The following is a 21788-nucleotide window of genomic DNA, read 5'->3' on the forward strand; positions in this document are numbered from 1 at the left end:
TCTCACAATTAAAAGTGTAAATATTCCAATTTTTCTTGGTTAAATGGGTTACTTTCAGCTACGATTAGAAAGCGCAAATTCCTTTGGGAGTGTGGCGGAATTGGTAGACGCGCCGGACTTAAAATCCGTCGAGCGATTTAGCTCGTGGGGGTTCAAGTCCCCCCACTCCCATTATTTAATTATTTATTTTAGTTCTGACGATAACTTCCAATAGTTGTTATGTTTTAACTAGGCAAACATAAATTAAAATGGAAAGTTTTTTCAATAATTCATTCGCTACTTTAATTGCTTATATCGGAATTATTTCTACCTATTTATTGGTTATCCCATTGTTACTATTTTACTGGATGAATAATAGATGGAATATTATGGGCAAATTTGAAAGATTAGGAATTTATGGCCTTGTATTTCTTTTCTTTCCTGGTTTAATTTTATTTTCTCCATTTTTAAATCTCAGACTAAAAGGAAGTGGTAAAGGGTAAATAATTGACTAAAGGAAAAGTTATACAAATAGGTTTATTTATTTCATTAATAGGATTAATTAGTTATAAATTTGCACCGCAAATTGGTATCGATAATTTTACAGCCACTACTCTATCAAGTTGTATTTTGATTTTGATTGTTATTACTTGGGTAACATCTTATGTTTATAGAGTTGTAAATGGAAAAATGACTTTTATGGAACAAAGGAAGCGTTATAGAAAAGAGTATGAAAAAGTTGTTAATGATAAACTAGAAACTAAATTCAACTCATTGCCAAAGGAAGAGCAGCAAAAACTTATGGAAGATTTAGAGAAAAATCCATAAATTTTTCATAGAAAAATATCTAAAAATTATGAAAGATAACAAAATGCAAATTACTAAAAATGAATCTTTATCTAAGGTAGATGAGATGTTTTGTGAGTTAAAAAATAAAAAAAAATTTGCTTTAATGCCTTTTATAATGGCTGGGGATCCCAATATTGAAATAACGTCTGAGATCTTATTAAAGTTACAAGAAAATGGAGCTGACCTTATTGAATTAGGTATCCCGTATAGTGATCCACTTGCAGATGGACCTGTTATTCAAGTCGCGGCCTCTCGCGCCTTAAAGTCAGGAACTAGCTTAAGAAAAGTAATTAAACTTTTAGAGTCTTTAAAAGGTAAATTAAATATCCCCATCATCCTTTTTTCTTACTTGAACCCATTACTATGTTTTGGCTTTGAAAGGTTTTGTGAGATGGCATCTGATGCTGGAGTTTCTGGACTAATAGTTCCTGACCTCCCTTTGGAAGAAGCTTATAAATTTTCTAAAATAGTTAGTAACTATTCTATGGACTTAATTTTATTGGTAGCGCCAACTACTCCTTTTGAAAGAATGAAACAAATATCAAATCATACAAAAGGCTTTACTTATTTAGTAAGTGTTACAGGTGTCACTGGTGAGAGAAACAAAATGGAAAATAGAGTAGAAAATCTAATTGCTAAATTAAAAGATGTAAATAGCAATCCAATTGCTGTTGGTTTTGGAATATCAACTCCAGAACATGTTAATAAAGTTCGTGAGTGGGGAGCAGATGGAGTAATTATTGGGAGTGCATTTGTAAAACGAATCTCGAGCTCAAGAGAAAAAGATGTTGTCGATCATGTTGGCGAATTTTGTAAAGAAATGCGTTTAGCTGCTGATCAAAAAAAATAAATACAAAGATAATTAATTAATTAAAAGAATTATTTATAGAAATTAATAAAAAATGTTATTACCAATTTATTGTTGTTGTCTTTAAGGTTCTTCTGTAGGTAATAATCTGATTTGTTTTCTTCCGAGCTTAATTTCGAATTCATCACCTGCTTTTAAATCAAGAAGTGCTGTATATGCTTTCCCAATTAGAAGATTTCCATTGCCTTGAACTGTAGCAATATAACTAAGTTTTCTTCCACCTTTTCCAATACCTGCGACTCCAGAATCACCAAGATTAACCCCTTTTGCTTCTAAAAGTGCTTCATAAAATGCGGTAAAGTTTAAGCGTTCACCTCCGTTTTTCTTAGTGGAAACATATCCACAGGCGCGAACTAGGTCAGATTTGCTAACATCACCAAGTTCTTTAACTTTTGCAAGGAGATCGCTACCAGTTAGCATGATTAATTAAAAGAAAGTTGTATTAAATAACATAGCAATCTGCGTGTAAAATATGCAATTATTAAGTATCTATTAATTCTATTATTTATATTTAAAAATGGAAAAGTTTGTAGTTTTTGGACGGTACTGTGAAGATGCAATTATTAAAAGGGAACCATTTCGAGAACAACATCTTAAGAGACTTAAAAACTTAAAAGATAGCGATATTTTAGTTACATTAGGGCCAACAAAATGTACCAAATATTTGTTTGGAATTTTTAATGCTAATGATGTAAACGAGTTGAAAGATCTTATTGAGGAGGATATATATTGGGAAAAAGGTATATGGATTAATTATGATATTTATCCCTGGATTCAAGCATTTTAAATATGATTTAAGAAAAAATTTAGTAATTATTAACTATTTATTTAAAGGATTAATTTAACTTAAAAATACATATTATTTTTGCTTTAAAAATTCAATTATTTATCTTATTTGGGAGTTAAAACGATATTTATTTAAACGTTAGTTTTAAGAGGTTATATCATTTTTAATTAAAAATATATTTTTTTAAATAATATTTATTTACTAGTATCTTGATTTATCTGGTTTACTAATGAGTCGATATCTAATTGATTATATGGTGGTGTTTGTTTTGTTTCTAGATAATCGTTCTTGATATTGTTTAACCATTTTTGCTCAATCTTTATAAGATTTTTTGCAATGTTGAACATGCCGCCTTTTTTATATAATTCTTTCATTTTGAGAATAATCTCGGAGGTTCTACTCGATTTAATATTTAATTCATTTGCTAAGTCTTTTTGGGTAAATCCATGCGTTTTTAACCAATCTTTAATGAAGGAGACGAGTTCTTTTTCTTCCTGTATAGATAATTTACTCATTCAATAAAAAGGAAATAACTTATTAAGCTTATTCTCTGCTCTTGCTCTTATTGAAGGAGTCATGTATTTGCTCCATATACTGAGTACTGCTGTGAGGGCTACAAAATCATCGCTAAAACCAACTAAAGGCATAAAGTCAGGGAAAAGATCAAATGGCATAATCAAATATGCTAGAGCAGCCATTAATGAAACTCTCACTTGTGCAGGTGTATAAGGATCTAAAGCCATCTCCAAAACTTCTAAGGCAGGCTTGGCAATTGTTCTTCCCGCTTTAATAAGAATCTTGATAATGATATTTTCATCAAATGTTGAACTTTCTAAAACTTCAGCATCATAGATTTTTTCTTGAGTTTTGTAATTCTCCTTCATCCTTATAAATAAATGAAATTTAGATATTCTTAATGGAATTTTTAGCTAATACTATCAACTAATCCATTCTGTATTCCTGCTTTTCTAAGTTTTCTTAAAGCACGTTGAACAACTTGTCGGCAATATTCCCTGCTACAACTCATATGTCTCGCAACTTCAGCTAAAGTTCTCCATTCATTTGAGCCGTCTAAACCAAATCTTAAGCTTACTATCTTTCTTTCTTTCTCAGTTAAATTTGCTTTATCTAATAACTTCCAAGCCGAAGCTGTCCTTTCGGCTAATTCGGCTAATTCCATTGGGGGAGTTTGATCACTTGGAAGAATATCAACTAACTCGGAAGGATCTGATTTTGATTTAACAGTACCTTGGAGACTAACAGTGATGCTTCTCAATTCACAAGAAAGGAGTTCTTCAATTTCCTCTTTGGTTATTTTCATTTCTTCAGCTAGCTCATCACTAGTAGGTGGAATACCCTTAAGTTGCATAAGCTTTGATTTTGCTGATCTTAGTTTTGTAAGCTTTTCATTAATGTTAACAGGGATCCTTATCGTTCTACTTTGAGTTGACAATGCTCTATTTAAACCTTGCCTAATCCACCAATAAGCATAGGTGGAAAATCTATGTCCTCTAGACGGATCATATTTTTCTACGGCCCTTGTAAGACCTAATGTACCCTCCTGAATTAAGTCTAGTAATTCTAATCCTTTCCCTTGGTATCTCTTGGCTAGGTTGACAACTAGTCTTAGGTTGGCTGTTATCATCTCGTTTTTAGCTTTTTCACCAATTTTTATCTTTTTTCTCTCAGCTTCGGAGTATTCACAAGCGGGGCCTTTCCCTCCTGCCTCTTGACATCTATTAACAAGTACTACCATTTCTTGGACTTTTCTGCCCATTGTGAGTTCTCTTTCGGGAGTCAAAAGTTGATGACGACCTATTTCACCAAGAAAATCGCTTAATGAACTCACGATTTACCTCATTGTTGATATATTTAACTTATAGTTAATTCAGTAATAAGCCATACATGTAATAATTAATTAATAATTAATTAATAATTATTAATTAGTTAATTAACATTATTTTTTAAAATTTCTAAGGTAAAAAATTTAAAATTATAAATTTTAATTATTTAATTTTTTCTTCTTGATTCTAGAACCGCAAGTACATCTCTCCACTCAACCCCTTTATGCATAAGGGCTACTTGCAGATGATAAATTAAATCAGCAGCTTCATTTGAGATTGAATTTTTATCTTTATCTTTGCAAGCCATTATAAATTCTGCAGATTCCTCTCCTATTTTTTTCAAAATAGTATTACTACCTTTTGTTAATAAATGATTTGTGTAACTTTTTTTTGATGGATTTATTGATCTTTCGTTAATTGTATTGAATAATTCAGAGCAAATATTTGAGAAGGGAGTTGTTTTTTTCTCTTTTTTATCACTTTGATTAATTTTGATTTCGTTGAAAAAACAACTTTTTTCCCCAGTGTGACATGCGCCTGAACCATTTTGTTCAATCAAAAGGATAAGTGCATCATTATCGCAGTCGAATCTTATCTCCTTAAGTATTTGGGTACTTCCACTTGTAGCTCCTTTTCTCCAAATTTCGGATCTTGATCTACTCCAATAATGAACGTTTTTGGTTTCAAGTGTAATTGTCAAAGATTCTTTGTTCATCCAAGCAAGCATAAGAATTGATCCGTCAAGCCAATCTTGTGCTATTGCAGGGATTAATCCATAATTATCAAAGCGTAGATCCTCTATCGAAAAATTAGTTGAATAAGTCATTATGTTCGTTATGTTAAATCCTCCTCAATGTGTTTTATTAAAAATTATCCTAACAGTTAATTGATGTATATTCATTCTCTGAAATTTTCATGCAGCAAAAGTTATGAGGATTTTCCCTGTTCACATAGGCAATGGCGCCATGAAGGCCACTGCAGATTTGTGCATGGATATTCAAGATCATTCACCTTTTGGTTCACTGCAAAAAAATTAGACCTAAATGGTTTTGTTGTCGATTTTTCAAGTCTAAAGCCCCTAGAAAATAGACTAAAGGAGCAATTTGACCATACTTTTCTAATAAATAAAGATGACCCTTTGCTGAATTACTGGGAAAAATTACATGACTTAGATGCTTTAGATCTGAGAATTATGGATAATGTGGGAATGGAGTTCACCTCTGAATTAATTTGGAGATGGGCTAATGAATACTTGCAGGATAAGGATAAGGGCAGAACATGTTGTTGGAAAACAGAATCAAAAGAAAATAAATCGAATAAAGCAAGTTATGAGGAAATTCCTGATTGGTTCAAATCTTAGATTAAAGTTGTTAATTTTAAAGTCATATAGGATTCTTTAATTAGATATTTAATCAACATTTATCTTCCCATTAATCAGATAAATATTAATCTCGTCTTTATTAAGGTAATGATTATTCAATATATTATTTGAAATTTTTGTCTCAATTTGTTTTTGAATAATTCTTTTTAAAGGCCTTGCACCATAGGTATGATCGAAACTATTTTCGACAAGTTGGTTAATTGCTTCATCCGTAATTTTGAATTTTAAGTTTTTTTTGTTAAGTCTTTTTTCTAAATGTTGAAGCTGGATTTTTGCAATTTCTTTTATGTCATTTAATTCTAAATTATTAAAAATAACTATTTCATCAAGTCGATTTAAAAACTCAGGCTTGAAAAATTTTTTTATTTCATTATCTACAACTTTTTTAATTTCATTTGTATCTTCTTTTCTAACTGATAAATCATTTATTGATTGACTTCCTAAATTACTTGTGAGAACAATGATTGAATTTTTGAAATTGATTGTACGACCTTGACCATCAGTAATGATTCCATCATCAAGAACCTGTAAGAGAATATCTAAAATATCTTTGTGAGCTTTCTCTATTTCATCTAGGAGTATTAATGAATAAGGATTTTTGCGTACAGCTTCAGTTAGTTGACCGCCTGATTCGAAACCTAAATATCCAGGAGGCGCCCCTATAATTTTGCTCACTGAATGCTTTTCCATATATTCAGACATATCCAGTCTTGTAATTGAAGAATTTGAATCGAATATAATTTTTGCTGTCACTTTACTCAGCTCTGTTTTCCCAACACCAGTTGGACCTAAAAAGAGGAAACTAGCTAATGGCTTGTTTGGATCATTTAAACCAGTCCTTGATCTCTTAATAGAATCTGCCACAGCTCTAATTGCGCTATCTTGACCAATGATTTTTTCTTTAAGGATCGACTCTAGGCTTAAAAGCTTATCTTTTTCTGACTGGTTTAAGTTTTGAACTGGAATTGAGGTCCACTTTGAGACAACTTCTGCAATATCATCAAAAGTCACCTCTTGCCTTAAAAGACTTGTCTCTCCATTTTTTTGAGAATTTACAAGGGATTTACTTTTTTCTTTCAAATTTTTCTGTAATGAATTTAAAGTCCCAAATTCCAATTCTGCTGCTTTATTGAGATCAAAACTCCTTTTGGCTTGATCTATTTGTAATTGGATGGATTCAATTTCTTCTTTTATGGTGCTAATCTCATTAATTTCATCTTTTTCTTTTTTCCATTGAGCTCCTAATTCTTCCTGTCTATCTTTAAGTGAAATAAGTTCATTATTGATTTTTTTTAATCTCTCTATAGAAAAATCATCTGTTTCTCTTTTTAAAGATAATTTTTCCATCTCAAGCTGAAGAACTTTTCGATCAATTTCATCAATTTCTTCAGGTTTTGAAGTTATGACCATATTTAATCTTGAGGCTGCTTCATCGATTAAATCTATTGCTTTGTCAGGAAGAAATCTATCGTTAATATATCTTTCGCTAAGGGTTGCAGCTGCAACCAAAGCATTATCACTAATTCTCACACTATGATGAACTTCATATCTTTCTCTCAATCCTCTTAATATTGATACAGTATCATCTATTGAAGGAGCCTCAATTTTTATTTTCTGAAATCTTCTTTCTAGAGCAGGATCTTTTTCTATATTTTGTTTATGTTCATTAATCGTTGTAGCACCAATACATCTAAGTTCTCCTCTCGCAAGCATTGGTTTTAATAGGTTGCTTGCATCTAAAGAACCTCCGCTTGCACCAGCTCCAACAACTGTATGAATTTCATCAATAAAAAGAATGATCTTACCATCCGATTCTTTCACTTTCTTTAGGACATTTTTTATTCTTTCTTCAAATTCTCCACGATATTTTGCCCCAGCTAAAAGTGAACCCATATCTAATGAAATTAATTGCCTATCTTTTAACGCAGAAGGTACATCTCCATTAATAATTCTTTGAGCCAACCCTTCTACAATGGCCGTTTTACCAACCCCAGGTTCTCCAATAAGAACCGGATTATTTTTTGTTCTTCTACTCAATATTTGAATTGTCCTTCTAATTTCTTCATCCCTACCAATAACTGGGTCTAAGACACCATCCCTTGCTGAATGGGTTAGATCAATACCATATTTATCTAAAGACTCATTAGAAGTATTAAGGTCATTTTTTACTGCTGGATCTGACTTCATTTTCTTTATAGTTTCAAGAAATTCTGGAATACCTTTTTTATTAAAAATTTGAAATCCATATTTACCATCATAAGTGAAACCGTAAACTAAATGTTCTGTTGATATCACTACATCATTTAAAGTATTTTTAATATCATTCGATTTCAAAAATATTTTGTAAGAGTATCACAAATATATAAATTATCTCGTTAATCTTTCATTCTTGCCTTCGATTCAGTGAAGACATTATTTCGTTCTAAATCTTTTTAATATTTACATTATTTTTTTAGATTTTTTTGTAAGGCTGTCTTCTTTTATAAGAGCCAATAATAAATTATCAGAGTCTACGTTCTGTTGATGATTTTTATAAGAAATTTCTTTGGCCAAAATAAAACAGTTCCAAGCAGAATTTTCAAATTCGCTTGGAACTATTTTCATCAATCAAAATTTGGGTATGAACGAAATAAATATTAAGTCAAAAAGGGAGTTTAACTATTTAGAAGATTTATTCAACAATAACTTTTCCTACCATTCCAGCGCCTCTGTGTGGCTCGCAATAATAATCATAAGTTCCAGCAGTATCAAATGTTTCTTCCCAAGACTCTCCTGGAGCAAAAGCTAGGTCCGCATGACTTAATTCCTCATGCCCATCAAAAACAGCATTGTGAGGGGCAAGTTTATTATTGACGAATTTAACTGTATCACCAGCACTAATGGTTACTGTACTTGGTTCAAATGCAAGCATTCCAGCATCTGTTCCAAGTTTTACTTCAACAGTCTTAGCTGAAACTGATGAAATACCTATACCTAGAGTTAAAACTATTGCAAATAACCCTGCAAAGATTGAACGTAACATAATAAAAATTTGCTTATATATATATATTACAAGGCTTTGGGAACCTAACTGCGAGAATTTTAATTGTTATTACAGCTTGGTAACTTTGATAACCTTAAAATATCATTCAGTGACTTGGCATAACTTTTAAGTTTAAAAGTCTCAGGATTAGTGATGGGTACATGATTAAAGTCATACTTTTTGATACTGAAGCTATCCCAAGGAGTAGTTTGGATGGGGAGAATTCTTAATAATATTTTTAGAATTTTTTTTGTAAGCGGTATCGCAAAGAATCTCCTCATATTATGTTTCTTTAAAAGTGTAATTATGGCATCATCAATTGAAATGAATTTTTGACCTAGCACAAATTTTCTAAAGCCTTTGTATTGCTCTTTTTTATGATTTTTAATTAGAAACCCGCAAATCTGGGCGATATCATTTGCATGTATAAAGTGAAATTTAGAATCGAGTTTTAAAAATCTTGCTAACCAAAGCCATTTCCCAATTTCTTTCAATCCACTAGTTAAATAACTCACAGGATATTTACTTTTTTTTCCAAGATTCCCTCCAAACACCAAGGTAGGAAAAACAGCGAATGTTTTTTCTGCAAATGAGCTTTCTCTAAGTCTGTAGAAACATTCATATTTTGTTTGAATGTATTCTGTTCCATAAATCAATGATTCCCTCATTAATTTTGTTTGGGTATCAAGAATACTAGCTGTTGAAAAATAAATAATCTTTTCTAACTTTTCAATATCAAGCATTTCTAGTAATTCTTCAAAAGCTTTAATATTTACTTCATAGGCTCTTTTGGGATCTCCCCAAGCTGTAGCAGTATGTATTAGGTAATTAATTTGACTAATTTCGTTTTTATACCTATTTGATTCCCTGATATCGCACACCATTAACTTAACTTTTTTATTTTCTTGAACAGAAATTGGTAACTTACTTTTGTCTCTTACCATCAGATAAAGCCTGAATTTTGTGTTTTTCAAAAACCAATCAACTAAATATTGGCCAACACATCCATTAGCGCCTGTTATTAATAAGTTTTTATATCCCAAGACTTTGACTAGTAAGTGAGTTTTTTTCCATGTTCAAAAAATGTTTGAGCATTGTCTTCTGGAGTCCCAGGTAAAATCCCATGACCCAAATTAAGAATATATTTCCTGTCTTTAATTTTATTGAAAGTATTATCTATCCTTTCTTTTATTGATTCTTTGTTGCCGAATAAAATGCCAGGGTCAACATTACCTTGAATTCCTATCCCACTAGGGATTCTTTTGCAAGCCTCTTCAATATCTACTGTCCAGTCTAATGAGATTATATCTACACCAGTTTTTGCCATTCTTTCTATGACACCAGCACTTCCTGAAATGTAAAGAATTATTGGTGTTTCAGGGTAGTCTGCTTTTACAATTTCAACAACTTTTTTTTGATACGGCCCAGCAAAGATATCGTAATCTTTTGGGCTTAGTTGGCCTGCCCATGAATCAAAAATTTGTACTACTTGCGCTCCAGATTTTATTTGGTATTTAAGATATTCACCAATAGATTTTGCAAAATGATCAAGAAGTTTATGAAGTAAATCTGGTTCATTAAAAGCCATTGATTTTATTAAAGAATAATTTTTACTGCTTTTACCTTCAACTACATATGCAGCAAGAGTCCAAGGTGCGCCAACGAAACCTAAAACTGTTGCCTCATTATTTACATCTTTTTTTAGTGAAGAAAGAACTTGCCCAACAAAACTTAAACTCTCACTTGGATTTAATTCTTTTAAATTTTCTATCTGGTTAAGAGTTCTTATTGGGTCCTCAATAATTGGACCTTTACTTTCTATTATTTCAAAATTTATGCCCATCCCTGGAAGAGGTGTGAGAATATCTGAAAAAAGGATCACACCATCCGGTTTGAAAGCATGAAAGGGCTGCATTGAAATCTCATATGATAGTTCTGGATTCTCAGACCTCTCTCTAAAGCTTGGGTAACGCTCCCTTAAATCTCTATAAATTTTCATATATCTTCCTGCTTGCCTCATCATCCATACTGGAGGCCTATTTACTTTTTTACCTAATGCGGCAGAAAGTAGTAGCGGTAAGTTTTGACCCATTTTTCAATTCGATATTTTTAAAAAAAATTAAAATCCAACTTAAAAATCTTACAATGTAAAGCAGAGCAAAAGCGTTATATGAACATTTATATGAAGAACTTAGTTAAATGAGCCTTCTTATTTTTTTGATTGATGTTTGAAGATACTAACGCTTAATGGAGGCAAAGCTAGTTCTAGAGCATTTTGATAATCATGAATATTGTAATTTATAGTTTCTTTACCACCCATATTTCCTTTGTTACTGCCCCCGTATCTAGAGCCATCTGAATTAAATATTTCTTTATAGTATCCTTCCAAAGGAACACCTACTTTGTAGGATTCATGAGTATTAGGTGTAAAGTTAGCAATAACAACAAGCCACTCATTGGTATCGTTTTCTCTTCTCATGAAACTTATAACCGAATTAGATTTGTCATTACAATCAATCCATTGAAATCCATAAGGATCAAAGTCATTTTTCCATAATGCAGGTTCATTTTTATAAAGTGCGTTTAGGTCATCAACCAAGTTTCTGATACCTTTATGAGGCTCAAATTCTAGTAACTCCCATTGCAGATCATCCCAAACATTCCATTCTTGTCTTTGCCCAAATTCCATTCCCATAAATATCGTTTTTTTACCAGGGTGGGTCCACATATAAGTTAGTAAAGCTCGAGTATTTGCATATTTCTTCCAGTCATCGCCAGGCATTTTATGCAAAAGATGACTTTTCCCATGGACAACCTCATCATGACTAAGTGCAAGCATAAAGTTCTCTGTATAGTTATATGTTATTGAGAAAGTCACACTATTTTGATGAAATTGCCTAAACCAAGGATCTATTTCAAAATAATCGAGCATATCGTGCATCCATCCCATATTCCATTTCAAGTTAAACCCTAATCCTCCCATGTCAGTTGGTTTGGTTACCATTGGCCAAGTTGTTGATTCTTCAGCGATAGAAAGTGCTCCTGGGAAATGTTGGAAGAGTACATGATTAGCCTGTTGAAGAAATTTAACGGCTTCTATATTTTCATTACCACCATTTTCATTGGGTATCCATTCTCCATCTGGACGAAGATAATCTCTGTAAAGCATTGAAGCTACAGCATCTACTCTTATGCCATCAATATGAAACTCTTCAAACCAATAAACGAGGTTGGCTACTAAGAAATTTCTTACTTCGTTTCTACTGTAATTAAATATTAGGGTTCCCCATTCTTTGTGTTCACCTATGCGTGAATCTCCATGTTCATAAAGATGACAACCATCAAAAAATGCTAAACCATGCTTATCTTTTGGGAAATGACCAGGCACCCAATCAAGAATTACGCCTAAGCCCTCTTCATGACATTTATTAACAAATTCTCTAAATTCATTTGGGGTACCAAATCTACTCGTTGGTGCATACCAGCCTGTAACTTGGTATCCCCATGAACCATCGAAAGGATGTTCAGATATTGGCATTAGTTCAATATGAGTAAATCCTCTCTCTTTTACGTAAGGGATGAGTTTCTCGGTTAATTCTGGATAAGTTAATAATCTTGTTCCAGGTTTTAAATCGGCAGCAGGCACTGGGGCTCTTGGTTTACCATTGTCCTCAAGATATTTATTATCTGTTGATTCATGGAGCCAACTTCCTAAATGCATTTCATAAACTGAAATTGGCTTGTTAATTTGACTAGAAGAATCTCTATTTGAAATCCAAGAACTATCATTCCAATTAAAGTTTTTCAATTTTGAAACTATTGAACCATTCTGAGGTCTGATTTCATGAAGGAAACCATATGGATCAGCTTTCTCATAAATATGACCTTGTTGTGTTCTTATTTCGTATTTATATGTGTCGCCCTCCTGCATTGTTGGCATGAATAGTTCCCAAATTCCCCCTAATCTTTTTTGCATTGGATGATGTCTTCCATCCCAAGAATTTATATCTCCAATTATCGAGATTGATTTTGCATTTGGAGCCCAAATGCAAAACATGACTCCTTTTTGATTCTTTTCTTCAATGAGATGTGCTCCCATTTTTTCCCATACATGATGATGATTACCTTCTGCAAAAAGATGTCTATCAACTTCTCCCATCCACTCTTCTCTAAAGGACCAAGGGTCATGTTGTGTATGAGTGATCCCTCCACGTGAAATATTTATTTCGTAATTATAATTTGGATTTTCAGGCAGGATAGCTTCAAAAAGCCATTTATGGTTTATGCTTTCCGCTTTATAGGTATTGTTTTTAAATTTTATTTTAACTTCGTCAGCTTCAGGCATCCATACCCTTATTACCCATTGTTCTTCATAAAAATGAGGGCCTAATATTTTTAATGGATTATCATTGCAACAATTTTCTAGGTTGATAGCTTCTGATTTAATCCAGTCTGCTTGAATTGTCTCGATCATGACTGGTAGATATTAAGGATTTATAATATCAAATGATTAACCAAAAAAATAATTATTTATAAAAAAAAGGGGTCATTTTCATAAATGTTCTTTTAAGGCCAAAACTAAGAGTAATAACTCTATGATTTGCTGAAGGGGCTCCAATATTTCCCTCCCCAAATCCAGGATTAACTCCAATAGCTGGATAAGCTGCTGCAGATATAGATAAGCGAAGCTTACTATCTTTAATCAAGCAAATATTTGTTGGTTGCATTGTTATTTGATAAATGCATTCTTCACTTATTTTGGAGTTTTTAACCCTTAAGAATCCTGTTGAAAATTGATTCACCTTTTCATTATCTTCTTCAACTAGAGATAAAGAGAGGCAGATATCGAAATTGGGCTGATCACTTTTTACTTGGATTTCTAACGTGGGAACTCCTCTTAAATATTGATCTTCTTCAAAAGAATTGGTTTGAAAAACACCTACATCCAGGCGTTTATCAATAAAACCTCTATTAAACTTTCCTGGATTTGGACCTAAATGACCACCGTCAGATGGAGTAGGTCTCCATGGGTCATTAACAATTGTGAACCATCCTGATCCTTTTGAATTTATTGTCAGACTTCCATCTTCAATCTCTACATTTGCTGTGCCATCGCTTTTGAGTCCAAAAATAAATTCAGGGTGAAATTTATTATCTAATTCTTCCCATTTATTTAATGATATATTCCATATTTTTTTCTCTTCTTTAAAATTCTTCGAATTAATTTTTTCATCTGATTTTAAATGTTTATCAAAAAAATTTAATAAAGATTCTTGTGAACCCTCCCACCAATTTAGATGTGTCGCATTCCCAATAATAATCTCTGGGCTCCCACCAGCTTCTTTAGATTTTTTATAAAGATCAAAGGCACCTTTTAAATGTGGATCCCAAAGTCCTCCAATAATTAACATAGGTTGTTTAATCCATGTTGAAATTGGTTTAAATTCTTCAAATGGGCGAGCATTATTTAAATTTTTAAGCCATTCCAAAACAAAGCTATTAGGATCATATTTTTTTAAAGTATCAATTCCTTCCCTTAAATAACTTTTATTTTCTAAAGCTAATCTTATATTTTCCCACTCAAGCAATTTATTTTCTCTTTTCATTTTTAGTGCTGCGATTTGAAGTCCCCAAGCAATATTGTTATGCCACCAATATGCTCCTCCATCAGAGCACCAATGATCCTTAATATTCATCCCAGTCATTGCTGGAGATAAACAATCGGGCGGTTTTGAATTTAATTCACAAGTTAGTTGAGTAAATCCTTGATATGAAAAACCATATAAGCCAAGTTTTCCATTACATTCTTTTAGAGACCTTACCCATTCATGTGTTTCTGAAGTGTCGCTAGCTTCTTGAGAAAAACCATTAAATACTCCTTCAGAAGAACCCATACCTCTAACATCTTGAATTATTACCATATACCCTTTGGAAGCCCACCATTCTGGGTGATAATAGGTAATAGTTGAAGCTATTTCCCTGCCATATGGTTGTCTCATCAATAATGCAGGCCATGGCCCCTTACTATTAGGTAACCAAATCCTGGATATAAGTCTTACTCCATCTCTAAGTAATAGAGACTTGTCAAAGCATCTTGAACCAGACATTTAGAATTTAGATAATGTCTGGGCAGTGCAGCCCTATGACGTAAATAGAAAAGATCTCTGCGTTAACGGGAGTTAACTTTTTTTTGTTTGAAATATACTCAATAGCTTTATCTGAACTAGCTGAAATACCTTTTGAATTAAACTCTCTAAACTTATTACATAAATTCTTGGCTTCGTTTGGATTCTTTTTTACACTTTCCAATAAGTTAGATTGACTAAAAACAGGGCATAAAGAGTTGGAAAACAAAAATAACAAAAATAATAAAGGTTTCATTATCACTAACTTTTACTAAATTCTACATTAAAAAAAATTTTTAACCAAGATTTAAGTAGATTTGTCGATTTGACTAGCTTTTTTAATCCATTTTTTTAAGAGACTAAAAGTTGTATCTGTCTCATTTTTTATTCTAAGATTTCTTTCTAATCTACCAATTTTGCGTTCTAATTCGTAAGGAGTAGATAGTGATAATGATTTAATAGAAGATATACCGCAATGTAAAAGAAGATATGCTTGCGGTGGGGAAATTCCAATTTCTTTTTTAAAAATAGATATAGCTCTAATTTTTTTTAGATTATTCAACGTACATAGTGAAGATTTTCTTTGAATCTGATTTATATCTTGGTCCGAAAGATTACTTAATTTTTCAAAGTCAGTTAGATTATTTTGAATAAAAAAAGATTTCTCATGTCTAAAATTAGTTGGCAAAAAATCTAAAAAGGTTTTACTTTCCATTTTTAAAAGACTAATTCATTGTGACATTTTTCTGAACTTCTCCTATAACCACTGGTTTACTCACACCATCTGAAATTCTTTCAAGTTTTCTTATCTTTATTTTTACATTCGCACCAGATCTGCTACCTTTCCTTAAGTTTTCCGATAATTGTTCTAAAGTTGGTTCAATAGATTCTTCTGGAAAGTCATCATCTGCTTTAGCGATAATCAAATCGAACCCATTGTCATAAACAATTGGAACATATTTTGCTCCTTCTATTACAACCTTTTCTGAGTAACTTTGTATAAATGCCCAACTACTTAAAGAAAGCAATAATGAAAAGATAGTTGCTCCAATTATTCGAAATTTGAAACCAAAATTTAATATAAAAGCCGCTATTGTGCAAATGAAAAGAAATATTCCAAAGAATCCAAAAATTTTAGGTGTGTTCTCTAATAGTTCAAAAAAAGACATTTAGTGGCTTTGACCTGATTAATTTCTTATATTTTGTAAGCCTACACTATTTTTGGGCTCTAACTTGAAAAAAATTAGATCTCTAAATTTAAATACTAAGATACTTTTATTAGGGATGCTTTTACCCTTAGGTTTTTTAGGATCTTTTTTATTAAATAATTTTTTAAAAGAAACTTATACTTCTAGGAAATTAGAACTAGAAAAAAGTATTGAGAATCTTTTAGATAAAAATGTTGATTTAGGTGATTATGTCGGGATTAGATTTCTAGGAATTTCATTCGGTAATTCAAAAATTAATGATAAAAAAAATATAGATTCTGAAATTACAGCCAAAAATGTATATGTGGGCATTATGCCTTTTAGATCTTTTTTAAAACAAAAATGGATTGTAAAAATAAGTCCTAAGAAAGTAGATATAAATATAGATAGAGATTTTTTCAAAAGGGAGGAATCTTATAAAAATGATCGAATTACAAAAAAATCACAATCAAAGTATGAATTAAACTTTAACTTAAATAAATATTCAATTTTAAATTTTAAAAAATCAGGATTAAAAACAAAAGTAAAAGGTAACGTTATTTATAAGTCAAGAAATAGACAAATCATTGCAAATGTAAAATCAAATTTTGATGAAAAGGGTTTTTTAAAATTAAAATTTAATACAAACTTAAATCAAGACTTTTTAAAGCTTGATTTATTTTCTAGTGGTTTAGATCTTGAGAATTCTGAATATATTATTGGGAATAGAAAAATTAGCTTTAAAAAGGGTACCTTTAAATCTAACTTTAAATTTAATAAATCATCAAAGCGTACATTTTGTGAAGGAAGTTTTACTTTTACTAAAGTAAAAATAAAACCAGAAGATTTCGAAGAGAATATAAATTCAGATTCAACTAGTTTTTTTTGTAAGGATAATAATTTAATTGGTAATTCAGAAAAATTAAATTATGGAACTTTAACTTCGAATTTTAATCTAAATGTACCATTTAATAAAAGTTTAAATAATATTGATCTAAAAGGAAGTATTGGCTACATTAATAGCCTCAATTCAGATATTAAATTATCGGGGACTATTCCCTATTGGTTTGATAAAAGAGGGATTAATTTTGGAGATATAGATACTAGTTTCAAAATAAATAGAACTCAATTATCTAATTTAAATATTTTCCGAAAAAATGATATAAGGGGTTTTATTACTGCTAAAGGACAATTAAAAGGAAAAATTACTGATCCTGATATTTCTATAAATTTTAATGTTGATTATCCGCACTTTAAAGGTATCCGCATTAGAGAAACATGGGAGGGAGATATTAAAAATGAAAATAATGAATTTCTGCTAAATATGAAAAATAAATATTCTCCAATACCTTCATTTCTTTCAATTAAGTTTGATTCCGATCTTAAATTAGATAATGCAAATTTTATAAGAGTTTTCAACTCAAATAAAGGGACTATAGGTATAGTCAAAAAGGACAATATTTATAACTGGCGAGCCGATAATTTTCCTCTTGATGAACTTGAATTATCTTTAAACAAAAATCAATTCGATAAAATTGATGGCATTATTAATGGTGAGGGATCAATTTCGTCAGACCAGTCCTACCTTGTTGGGCGTATTGCTTGGAGTTTAGGTAAATATGGAAATATTAATCTAGCCAATTCATTATTTGACTTCAACATCAAAAATAATTATTTTTATATAAATTCTTCATTTTATCCAATAGATGGGGGAGAAATTGAAGTTGTATATGATTCAAATAAAAATAATTTTATTAATTCTGAATTTACCAATGTAAGCACTAGTTGGACTATTCTTACCGCGATTGATATTTTTAACTTTGATAATAAAAAAGTTGTTCCCGTAAGTAAATCGAATACTTTGGGTGATTTGGAAATAAATAATGATAATAAATCCTTTAAAGAGAGAATCGATTTTATAAATAACTTTATTGAAAATAATAATGTGCTAGAGGACAAATTTAATTTGCGAAAATATTTAAATAAATTCAGAAGTAGATATAACGGAAAACTTACTATTCAGGGCGATAGATCAGTAAATTACAAATTGAATGCAAAATTAAATGGCTATCTTGATGTAGCTAAAGATGACTACAAGAATAATAAAGAAGAATTTTCTATTGATTTGGAAGGAGGATTATTAAAGGGTAATGGTTCTTTAAGAATAAATAATTTGCCATTAAGTGCTGCAAATATCTTTTTAAATAAACCAAGAGATTTTCTTGGAGGTTTAGATATGGATTTATTTTATGATCTTGATACAAGATCTTTCTCTAGCAAAATTTCTTCCAATAATTCATCAATTAAAAATAATACAATAATATTTGAAAAAGGATTAGTTGAATTTGATAATTCTATTTTTGATATTGATTTTTCACTTCTAATAAATGATTCCGTAGTCCCAATTAATATTGAAGGCTCAATACCTATAAATAAATCAGATAACTTAGATCTAAGATTGATTGGGAATGGAAAATTTATTGAGTTAATAGATATTTTTGCTGATGAATACTTTACCTTTAAAAAAGGGGATGTGAATCTTAGAATGATTTTAAAAGGAACCTTAAATAAACCTCTATTAAATGGATTTGTCGCAATTAAAGATTCTGAAATTGATTTTTATAGCAATATAATTAAAGATATTAATAGCTTGATAATTTTTGATTTTGATGCTTTAGAAATTAAAAACCTAGAAGCCAAGTCAGAAGATTCTGGAAATATTTTTATAGGTGGTTCTTTGCCTTTTTATAGTAGAAATTATTATCGCAAGTCAGAGATTAATTTGAGAGCAAATAAATTTAATATAAAGAAAGATAATTTCAATTTTCTAATAGATTCAGATATAGATTTAAATGGATCATTTGAAAAGCCAGTTTTAGGAGGTAATTTATCTCTTAATAATGGTTATATTAATTTTAATAGTACTAATCAAAACAATAAAACAGATACTAACATTGAAAGGAAAGTTCATACCAAAAATTGGCCAGAACTATATTGGAACAATAATAAGAATATTGAAATAATTTCAAATGAAACAATTTTAAATTCTGTTCTATTAGGAGAAACCTTGCCAAATTATTTGGAAAATTTGAGTTTTAATAATCTTAAATTAAAACTTGGACCAGATTTTAAACTTCAATATTCAGAAATAGTTCAAGCTCATTTAAAAACCAAATTAGACCTTTATATCAATGGGGGGGTGGGAAAAGATTTAAATGCTAGGGGTCTTATTTATCTTGAAAAAGGTAGAGCGAATTTGTATACTACTCCCTTTAAGCTTGATAAGAATAAAGAAAACTATATTTTATTTGCCTCAAGAAGTGGTGTAGTACCATTTATTAATTTTTCTCTAGTGAGCAAAGTTCCAGACTCTATAATACCTATAAATGAAAATAACCAAGATTCAAATATCGCAAAAGATCTTGATGAAGATGCGACTTCAAGTGGTTTTGGGGCATTTGGAATTGGTAATACAAGGCTTATCAAAATTGAAGCTTCTTACGAAGGATTTTTAGATCAATTATCTTTTGAAGATGAAAATAAAAGAATACAATTGAGAAGTACTCCAAATTATAGTAGATCACAAATAATCGGTTTAATAGGAGGTAACTCTTCAAATTTAATAAATAGAGCATTTATTTCTCAACTTAATAATGCGGATGCTTTTAGTGAAAGATTTCAGTTGTCTTTATATCCAGCCTTGATAGAAAATAATGATTCTTTAAAAAATATATTTTCAAATGAAAATTTAGATATTGATAATGATGAAGAGTCATCTCCCGATAAAGAATTATCTTCGCAAGCTTGGGTAGCTGAACTAGGATTCGATATTACTGATGCAATAAATTTTGCCTTTCAAACCGTTCCAGGTAGAGATGACCTTTCATCAATTGGAACTTTGACTTTTCAGGCCAATCCAAACTTAGAATTGTTAGGTTCTTATGACTCTAATGGTGATTGGAAAAGCCAAGTTCAATTATTTTTTAGATATTAATTCAGAAAGAAATTTACTTTAAAGAATCGTTAATTTGAATTATTATTAGATTAGCTAAAAAATATTATGGTTAATATCTTTGAAATTCCGCAACCAAGTAATGATCTTCTAGAAAAAGCTGATAAAGTTCGTTTGGCATCAATAAAAATAAGTCAGACTGAAAATCAAAATCGAATTAAAGCCTTAAATTTTATGGCTGATTATCTAGAAAAAAATTCTAGAGAAATATTAGAGGCTAATATTGAGGACTATCAAAGAGCAGAAAAGAGAGGGATTTCAAAAGCTTTACTTTCTAGATTAAAGTTATCAAAAGATAAATTAAATTCAGGAATTGAAGGAGTAAGAAAAGTTGGAGATTTAGCTGATCCTGTAAATCAAGTTCAAATAAAAAGAGAGCTTTCAGAGGGGTTGATCTTAGAGAGAAAAACTGTACCAATTGGAGTTTTAGGGGTTATTTTTGAATCAAGGCCAGATGCCGTAATGCAGATTAGTTCTTTAGCAATAAGATCAGGTAATGGAGTAATGCTAAAAGGTGGTAGTGAAGCCAATTTAACAAATACTTCAATAGTGAAAGCATTGCAAGAAGGTTTAAATGAATCAGGTCTTGATAAAAATGCAATATGTTTACTAACAAGCAGAAAAGATAGCATGGCGATGTTAAATCTTGAGAAATATATTAATTTAATAATTCCAAGAGGTAGTAATGAATTAGTTAAATTTATTCAGGAGAATACAAGAATTCCTGTGCTAGGCCATGCTGATGGAATTTGTCACTTGTTTATAGATATTGAGGCAAATCTAGAGATGGCTTTATCAGTCGCTTTGGACAGCAAAATTCAATATCCTGCAGCTTGTAATGCTATCGAAACCTTATTAGTCCATAAAGATATCGCACCAGCTTTTTTAGAAAAGGCCATCCCTCTATTTAATTCTAAAGAAGTAAAATTAATTGGAGATAAGAGATCAGTTGAATTAGGGTTAAAGTATAAGGCTAGCCTAGAAGATTGGAAAACTGAATATTTGGATTTAATTCTATCGATAAAAATTGTTGATGATCTTGAGCAAGCAATTACACATATTCAAAAATATAGTTCAAAGCATACAGATGGAATAATTACTGAAAATTCAAATACTGCCAATAAATTTATGAACGTAGTTGATAGTGCGGGTGTTTTTCATAATTGCTCTACTAGGTTTGCAGATGGGTTTAGATATGGATTCGGCGCTGAAGTTGGCATATCTACTCAAACTCTTCCACCAAGGGGACCTGTAGGTCTAGAAGGTTTGGTAACTTATAAATATTTCCTAAAAGGTGATGGTAATATAGTTGATGATTTTACATCAGGTAAGGCTATCTATACACATAAAGATCTTTAAAACTTTTAAAGATGGAAACTTTTTTAAAAATTGAGAATATTAAACTTTGGGCTAGGGTTGGGGTTCTTGATGAAGAAAGAGAATTAGGTCAACTATTTAATTTAGATGTATATTTGTGGACTGATTTTGAAAAATGTACAATAAATGATGACATAAAAAAAACAATTGACTATTCAAAATTAGTTCAAATTTTAAAAGACCAATCAAAGAAAATATATTGTTTCACAATCGAAAAATATTCAAACGCAATTTTAGAAATTATTGATCAGGAATTTAAGTTTTCTAAAGTTAAAATTATCCTGACAAAATGTAATCCTCCAATCACAGGTTTCGATGGCAAGGTTTCAATAGTAAGAATTCTTGAAAATAATTAAA

General features: G+C 30.8%; 21 protein-coding genes, 1 tRNA gene and 1 pseudogene. 9 read left to right on the top strand and 14 right to left on the bottom strand.

Annotated elements, in window-relative coordinates; genetic code table 11:
* Nucleotides 1-85 precede the first annotated feature (85 nt).
* From HA148_RS02960 to trpA, 4 genes are all read left to right on the top strand, one after another.
* Nucleotides 86-171 (top strand) — tRNA-Leu (locus tag HA148_RS02960).
* 77 nt (nt 172-248) lie between these two features.
* Entirely contained in the window at nt 249-482 is a 234-nt protein-coding gene (locus tag HA148_RS02965) for an NAD(P)H-quinone oxidoreductase subunit L (RefSeq protein WP_025892975.1), read from the top strand.
* 4 nt (nt 483-486) lie between these two features.
* On the top strand, nt 487-807 hold the full coding sequence (locus HA148_RS02970; RefSeq protein ID WP_209130049.1) for a DUF3007 family protein: 321 nt from the start codon (nt 487-489) through the stop codon (nt 805-807).
* A gap of 28 nt (nt 808-835) precedes the next feature.
* Nucleotides 836-1678 (top strand): tryptophan synthase subunit alpha, encoded by an 843-nt coding sequence (trpA, locus tag HA148_RS02975; RefSeq protein WP_209130051.1) that lies wholly within the window; start codon nt 836-838, stop codon nt 1676-1678.
* Nucleotides 1679-1759: 81 nt separating this feature from the next.
* Here trpA and HA148_RS02980 read toward each other — a convergent pair whose 3' ends face one another.
* A complete protein-coding gene (locus tag HA148_RS02980; protein ID WP_209130053.1) occupies nt 1760-2116 on the bottom strand; it encodes an AbrB family transcriptional regulator in 357 nt (118 codons plus the stop codon).
* A gap of 97 nt (nt 2117-2213) precedes the next feature.
* On the opposite strand from HA148_RS02980, the gene HA148_RS02985 reads away from it, so the two are divergent.
* Nucleotides 2214-2483 carry a YciI family protein gene (locus HA148_RS02985; protein ID WP_041484355.1) on the top strand — a complete coding sequence of 90 codons (270 nt, stop codon included), beginning with the start codon at nt 2214-2216 and terminating at the stop codon, nt 2481-2483.
* Nucleotides 2484-2677: 194 nt separating this feature from the next.
* On the opposite strand, the gene HA148_RS02990 is transcribed toward HA148_RS02985, so the two are convergent.
* The 4 genes from HA148_RS02990 to hisIE all read right to left on the bottom strand — a co-directional run bounded on the left by HA148_RS02990 (nt 2678) and on the right by hisIE (nt 5153).
* Nucleotides 2678-2998, bottom strand: coding sequence for a hypothetical protein (locus HA148_RS02990; RefSeq protein ID WP_025894216.1), 321 nt, complete (start codon nt 2996-2998; stop codon nt 2678-2680).
* Entirely contained in the window at nt 2999-3367 is a 369-nt protein-coding gene (locus HA148_RS02995) for a YkvA family protein (protein ID WP_011818080.1), read from the bottom strand.
* 41 nt (nt 3368-3408) lie between these two features.
* Complete coding sequence (locus tag HA148_RS03000) at nt 3409-4332, bottom strand: sigma-70 family RNA polymerase sigma factor (RefSeq protein WP_209130056.1); 924 nt, start codon at nt 4330-4332, stop codon at nt 3409-3411.
* A 161-nt stretch (nt 4333-4493) separates the two neighbouring features.
* On the bottom strand, nt 4494-5153 hold the full coding sequence (gene hisIE / locus HA148_RS03005; protein ID WP_209130058.1) for a bifunctional phosphoribosyl-AMP cyclohydrolase/phosphoribosyl-ATP diphosphatase HisIE: 660 nt from the start codon (nt 5151-5153) through the stop codon (nt 4494-4496).
* Nucleotides 5154-5216: 63 nt separating this feature from the next.
* Here hisIE and HA148_RS03010 point away from each other — a divergent pair, with 63 nt between their 5' ends.
* Nucleotides 5217-5687, top strand: a complete 471-nt coding sequence (locus HA148_RS03010) for a 6-carboxytetrahydropterin synthase (RefSeq protein ID WP_002807714.1) — start codon at nt 5217-5219, stop codon at nt 5685-5687.
* Nucleotides 5688-5735: 48 nt separating this feature from the next.
* Here HA148_RS03010 and HA148_RS03015 read toward each other — a convergent pair.
* The 9 genes and pseudogenes from HA148_RS03015 to HA148_RS03050 form a co-directional block, all read right to left on the bottom strand.
* Nucleotides 5736-8312, bottom strand: a pseudogene (locus HA148_RS03015) (ATP-dependent Clp protease ATP-binding subunit).
* 67 nt (nt 8313-8379) lie between these two features.
* Complete coding sequence (petE, locus tag HA148_RS03020) at nt 8380-8730, bottom strand: plastocyanin (RefSeq protein ID WP_209130060.1); 351 nt, start codon at nt 8728-8730, stop codon at nt 8380-8382.
* A gap of 59 nt (nt 8731-8789) precedes the next feature.
* On the bottom strand, nt 8790-9773 hold the full coding sequence (locus tag HA148_RS03025) for an NAD-dependent epimerase/dehydratase family protein (protein WP_209130062.1): 984 nt from the start codon (nt 9771-9773) through the stop codon (nt 8790-8792).
* Between the two features lie 8 nt (nt 9774-9781).
* The gene (hemE, locus tag HA148_RS03030) at nt 9782-10822 is read right to left on the bottom strand and encodes a uroporphyrinogen decarboxylase (protein ID WP_209130064.1); all 1041 of its coding nucleotides are present in this window, start codon (nt 10820-10822) and stop codon (nt 9782-9784) included.
* 117 nt (nt 10823-10939) lie between these two features.
* Nucleotides 10940-13204, bottom strand: a complete 2265-nt coding sequence (gene glgB, locus HA148_RS03035) for a 1,4-alpha-glucan branching protein GlgB (protein ID WP_209130082.1) — start codon at nt 13202-13204, stop codon at nt 10940-10942.
* Nucleotides 13205-13256: 52 nt separating this feature from the next.
* Nucleotides 13257-14837 carry a CocE/NonD family hydrolase gene (locus HA148_RS03040; protein ID WP_209130084.1) on the bottom strand — a complete coding sequence of 527 codons (1581 nt, stop codon included), beginning with the start codon at nt 14835-14837 and terminating at the stop codon, nt 13257-13259.
* A 7-nt stretch (nt 14838-14844) separates the two neighbouring features.
* A complete protein-coding gene (locus HA148_RS09560; RefSeq protein WP_245151985.1) occupies nt 14845-15111 on the bottom strand; it encodes a hypothetical protein in 267 nt (88 codons plus the stop codon).
* A 51-nt stretch (nt 15112-15162) separates the two neighbouring features.
* Nucleotides 15163-15570: a DUF4332 domain-containing protein gene (locus tag HA148_RS03045; RefSeq protein ID WP_209130086.1), complete on the bottom strand. Its 408-nt coding sequence runs from the start codon at nt 15568-15570 to the stop codon at nt 15163-15165.
* 10 nt (nt 15571-15580) lie between these two features.
* Nucleotides 15581-16024, bottom strand: a complete 444-nt coding sequence (locus HA148_RS03050) for a DUF2518 family protein (protein ID WP_209130088.1) — start codon at nt 16022-16024, stop codon at nt 15581-15583.
* A gap of 115 nt (nt 16025-16139) precedes the next feature.
* Between HA148_RS03050 and HA148_RS03055 the strand changes: the two genes are divergently transcribed.
* The 3 genes from HA148_RS03055 (at nt 16140) to folB (ending at nt 21787) form a co-directional block, all read left to right on the top strand.
* Nucleotides 16140-20036: a translocation/assembly module TamB domain-containing protein gene (locus HA148_RS03055; protein WP_209130090.1), complete on the top strand. Its 3897-nt coding sequence runs from the start codon at nt 16140-16142 to the stop codon at nt 20034-20036.
* Nucleotides 20037-20102: 66 nt separating this feature from the next.
* Nucleotides 20103-21413: a glutamate-5-semialdehyde dehydrogenase gene (locus HA148_RS03060; RefSeq protein WP_209130092.1), complete on the top strand. Its 1311-nt coding sequence runs from the start codon at nt 20103-20105 to the stop codon at nt 21411-21413.
* Between the two features lie 11 nt (nt 21414-21424).
* Nucleotides 21425-21787: a dihydroneopterin aldolase gene (folB, locus tag HA148_RS03065; protein WP_209130094.1), complete on the top strand. Its 363-nt coding sequence runs from the start codon at nt 21425-21427 to the stop codon at nt 21785-21787.
* Nucleotide 21788 lies beyond the last annotated feature (1 nt).

It is taken from the genome of Prochlorococcus marinus XMU1405 (assembly GCF_017696275.1).
GTDB classification, from domain to species: Bacteria; Cyanobacteriota; Cyanobacteriia; order PCC-6307; family Cyanobiaceae; genus Prochlorococcus_A; species Prochlorococcus_A marinus_AB.

Bases quoted from the DNA above. Each gene is read 5' to 3' on its own strand.
- HA148_RS02965 (WP_025892975.1), top strand. From the start codon at position 249: ATGGAAAGTTTTTTCAATAATTCATTCGCTACTTTAATTGCTTATATC.
- trpA (WP_209130051.1), top strand. From the start codon at position 836: ATGAAAGATAACAAAATGCAAATTACTAAAAATGAATCTTTATCTAAG.
- HA148_RS02980 (WP_209130053.1), bottom strand. From the start codon at position 2,116: ATGCTAACTGGTAGCGATCTCCTTGCAAAAGTTAAAGAACTTGGTGAT.
- HA148_RS02985 (WP_041484355.1), top strand. From the start codon at position 2,214: ATGGAAAAGTTTGTAGTTTTTGGACGGTACTGTGAAGATGCAATTATT.
- HA148_RS02990 (WP_025894216.1), bottom strand. From the start codon at position 2,998: ATGAGTAAATTATCTATACAGGAAGAAAAAGAACTCGTCTCCTTCATT.
- HA148_RS02995 (WP_011818080.1), bottom strand. From the start codon at position 3,367: ATGAAGGAGAATTACAAAACTCAAGAAAAAATCTATGATGCTGAAGTT.
- hisIE (WP_209130058.1), bottom strand. From the start codon at position 5,153: ATGACTTATTCAACTAATTTTTCGATAGAGGATCTACGCTTTGATAAT.
- HA148_RS03010 (WP_002807714.1), top strand. From the start codon at position 5,217: ATGTATATTCATTCTCTGAAATTTTCATGCAGCAAAAGTTATGAGGAT.
- petE (WP_209130060.1), bottom strand. From the start codon at position 8,730: ATGTTACGTTCAATCTTTGCAGGGTTATTTGCAATAGTTTTAACTCTA.
- hemE (WP_209130064.1), bottom strand. From the start codon at position 10,822: ATGGGTCAAAACTTACCGCTACTACTTTCTGCCGCATTAGGTAAAAAA.
- glgB (WP_209130082.1), bottom strand. From the start codon at position 13,204: ATGATCGAGACAATTCAAGCAGACTGGATTAAATCAGAAGCTATCAAC.
- HA148_RS03040 (WP_209130084.1), bottom strand. From the start codon at position 14,837: ATGTCTGGTTCAAGATGCTTTGACAAGTCTCTATTACTTAGAGATGGA.
- HA148_RS09560 (WP_245151985.1), bottom strand. From the start codon at position 15,111: ATGAAACCTTTATTATTTTTGTTATTTTTGTTTTCCAACTCTTTATGC.
- HA148_RS03045 (WP_209130086.1), bottom strand. From the start codon at position 15,570: ATGGAAAGTAAAACCTTTTTAGATTTTTTGCCAACTAATTTTAGACAT.
- HA148_RS03050 (WP_209130088.1), bottom strand. From the start codon at position 16,024: ATGTCTTTTTTTGAACTATTAGAGAACACACCTAAAATTTTTGGATTC.
- HA148_RS03055 (WP_209130090.1), top strand. From the start codon at position 16,140: ATGCTTTTACCCTTAGGTTTTTTAGGATCTTTTTTATTAAATAATTTT.
- HA148_RS03060 (WP_209130092.1), top strand. From the start codon at position 20,103: ATGGTTAATATCTTTGAAATTCCGCAACCAAGTAATGATCTTCTAGAA.
- folB (WP_209130094.1), top strand. From the start codon at position 21,425: ATGGAAACTTTTTTAAAAATTGAGAATATTAAACTTTGGGCTAGGGTT.